Annotated in this window: 3 protein-coding genes; 1 reads left to right on the top strand and 2 read right to left on the bottom strand. The window is 61.0% G+C overall.

Annotated elements, in window-relative coordinates; translation table 11 throughout:
* Window positions 1–30: 30 nt before the first annotated feature.
* Window positions 31–339, bottom strand: coding sequence for a PAS domain-containing protein (locus AHiyo1_RS18745; RefSeq protein ID WP_253257455.1), 309 nt, complete (start codon window positions 337–339; stop codon window positions 31–33).
* A 205-nt stretch (window positions 340–544) separates the two neighbouring features.
* Window positions 545–1507, bottom strand: a complete 963-nt coding sequence (locus AHiyo1_RS18740) for a plastocyanin/azurin family copper-binding protein (RefSeq protein WP_059389556.1) — start codon at window positions 1505–1507, stop codon at window positions 545–547.
* Between the two features lie 419 nt (window positions 1508–1926).
* Between AHiyo1_RS18740 and AHiyo1_RS18735 the strand changes: the two genes are divergently transcribed.
* The gene (locus tag AHiyo1_RS18735; protein ID WP_059389555.1) at window positions 1927–2973 is read left to right on the top strand and encodes an LCP family protein; all 1047 of its coding nucleotides are present in this window, start codon (window positions 1927–1929) and stop codon (window positions 2971–2973) included.
* The last annotated feature ends 77 nt before the right edge of the window (window positions 2974–3050 follow it).

Here is a 3050-nt window from a genome sequence, read left to right as displayed (position 1 = left end):
CCGAGGGGCCCCGTTGCGCATTCCCCGCCGTCAGGACCTGCGGACATGTCCCTGCGCGTCGATGATCCGGTGGTAAATGCAGAAGTGTCCGCCCTCGCGGAATACCTGAGCCAGGATCTCCATGGCCCGCGGCCGGTCATCCGGGTGCTTGTGCGACATCAGCAGCTCGAGCGTGGGCACTACTACCCCACGCTGGTAGCCGTGGAGATTGAAGAGCCCGTCGGACCATTCCGCTTTCCCGGTGAGCGGGTCAAAGAGGAAAGTTCCGGCCGGAAAGCCGGGGGCGCCCAGTGCACTCGAGTACGTATGAGGGCTGTCCAACATGGCGCAAAGACTCATTTCATAAGGTTGCTTATTAATTCAGCTAAGCGTACAGAATACAACGCGTACGACGGCGGTGCGCACCGCCTGCTCACGGCCCGCCGCAACCCGGGGCTTGGTTCCCGGCCGGGTGTTTGTAGCGCCCATGCAGGAAACCAGCCCCGGATATGCAAGAAACTACCACGTACGGGAAACAAGCCCCAGTATGCGTTCGAATCAGCAGCTAGTCCTTCACCACCACCTTGCCGACCATTCCAAAGTAGTCGTGGAGTGCGCAGATGTAGTCGTACACCCCTGCCTTGTTGAAGGTCACCGTGAACGTCACGCCCGGCGGCAAGATCCCAGAATTGAGCTGCCCGCCCGTGTAATTCGTCGGATCGCCCAGCGGTGGGAACGGGTTGGCCGGCTCGGCACCGAAGGTCACCGTGTGCGGCTCGCCCATGCCGTTGTTCACGAAGCTCACGCTCTCGCCAACATGGATGACCACCTTTGGCTCGATGAACCGCATGACGCTGGCCACGCCGTCGTCGGCTCCGGCAATCACGGTGTGGTTGTCCGCTTGGTCGCGGGCGTCGCTCCATAGCTGGTTGCCGTCACGGATGATGGCCCGTTCAGCCCGCTCTACCCGGTTGTTGTATTGCTCCTGGGTGTATGGGTAGTCCGTACCCTTGGCCCGCACGTGGACTGTGCCCTTCATGGCCGCGCCATGCACCAGGCAGTAGTACGTGAAATCGCCGGCATCCGGGAACTTCAAGGTGTAGGAACCGACTTCGGCGAACCCACTGTTCGAGACGTTCGACATCACGCCGGAGTTGTAATAGGAGTGCCCGTCGTAGGAGGTGCCGCCCTGCGCGGATATATAGAGGGGACTGAATGGATCAAAGGGTTGCGTGGACTCGATGGTTTGCCCGGCGGCCAGGAACGTGACTGTATGTATTTCGGCCGCGTTGGCCTCCCAGGTGACCTTGTCACCCGCATTGATGTAGATGTTCTTCGGCAGGAAGGACATTCCCTGGATGGCCTGGTCCGACGATTCGGAGCCGACCTGGACGGTCCACGTCCTTGGGGATTTGCCAGTGTCCGCTGCCGCTGTGCCGCTGAGCGCGACCGGCAATACCAGGGCAAGGAGCAAAATCATGAGCGCCCGAAGGCGCGGCAATAAGAGGGGTTTTGGATGAGCAGTCATAAGACTCATTCCTTAGGAAAATCTTTGCTGACCGGCTGTTATTAGCCTGGAAATTTTGAGGCGCCGGAGACCATGGCGTCGTTTGACGGTGACTCGGTTTCTTTTAATTCCCTATGAACTTCAGCTCGCAACTGCTGCCCGTCCCCCGCATACGGCGCGGCGCCACGGCGTTGGGGCCATGCAGGATCCTCCCTTGCTCGCAGGGATAACGTCCGGTTCCGTGGGCCGAGAGCCCCCCCATTACGGAACCGAAAGGACACGGCAAAACCGGCCCATGTGAAGGCGAGAGATTTATCTCTCATCGTGCTACCAAGACGTTATTTTGTCGAGACACCAGGACTGCGCTCGGGTGATTTTTGTGGCCGAAATGAGGCCTTCCCTGCCGCGTTTTTAACCCACCTGGGTGATACGTTCCGGACATGAACGGACGACGGCGACTGTGGCTTGCGGCGGGACTGGCAGTTTTGCTGGCCCTGGTGGTGGTTTTGGCCGCGGTCATCGCCGGATCCAACAAGACCCCGTCCTCCGCACCGTCCTCCTCAAGCCCCACCGCGACCCCCACGCCGTCGGCAACTCAAACCCGTAAGCCAACCGCTGCCGCACCCGCCCCCGCACCTGCCCCGCCGACAATCCCGGAGCTTCCGGCGGCGCCAATGAACATCCTGGTGATCGGCAGTGACAGCCGTGAAAATGCCAAAGAGGAGAACAACCAGACCATCACAACAGGCCAGGCATCGGACCAACGTTCGGATTGCCTGATGCTGATCCACGTTCCGGCGGACCGGCACAAGGTCTACGGTATTTCGATCATGCGCGACAATTGGGTGGACATCCCCGGCTTCGGCGCGTCAAAAGTAAATTCGGCCCTTGGTCTGGGAGGCACCCCCCTGGTGGTCCGTACGGTGGAATCGCTGCTCGGCGCCCATGTGGACCACACGGTCATGCTTGATTTCCACGGCTTCAAACTCCTCACGGATGCCTTAGGTGGCATCGACGTCAATGTCACGCTGCCGTTCACCTCCACTATTGAGACCCAGCATCAATTCGTGGCCGGCATCAACCACTTGGATGGACAGGCCGCCCTGGAGTTTGTCCGCGAGCGCCATGCCTTCGTCGACGGCGACTACCAGCGCGTCCGCGACCAGCAGACGTTCCTCCGCGCTCTCCTGGTCAAGCTTTCGGGAGGCGTGCAGAATCCTGCCGGCGTGCTGGGACTCGTCCAATTCGCAGCCAATGACCTCACCGTGGACGACGGCTTTGACCCGATGTCCGTCGCCATCCTGGCCTACGGACTCCGCACCGTGGATCCCACGGCATCAGTCTTCTTCACCTTGCCCACCGCGGGCACGGGTACTTCCCCGGACGGACAATCGATCGTTCTGCCGGATTACGCGGGGATCGGGGAAGTGGCCGCGGCGCTGCGGGACGACACCCTCCCGCAGTATGTGGCAGCCCACGGTTACTGAGGCTCCGCGGGCTACTCGTTTCCACTACTGGGAGGCAGCAATGCATTTGCCTCCCACCACTCGAGAACTACTTGATC

Origin of the sequence: Arthrobacter sp. Hiyo1 (assembly GCF_001263615.2) — a bacterium.
GTDB lineage: Bacteria > Actinomycetota > Actinomycetes > Actinomycetales > Micrococcaceae > Arthrobacter.
This window is presented reverse-complemented; position numbering and strand designations above follow the sequence as displayed.

Coding starts and splice junctions, on each gene's coding strand:
- AHiyo1_RS18745 (WP_253257455.1), bottom strand. CDS start 339: ATGAGTCTTTGCGCCATGTTGGACAGCCCTCATACGTACTCGAGTGCA.
- AHiyo1_RS18735 (WP_059389555.1), top strand. CDS start 1,927: ATGAACGGACGACGGCGACTGTGGCTTGCGGCGGGACTGGCAGTTTTG.
- AHiyo1_RS18740 (WP_059389556.1), bottom strand. CDS start 1,507: ATGACTGCTCATCCAAAACCCCTCTTATTGCCGCGCCTTCGGGCGCTC.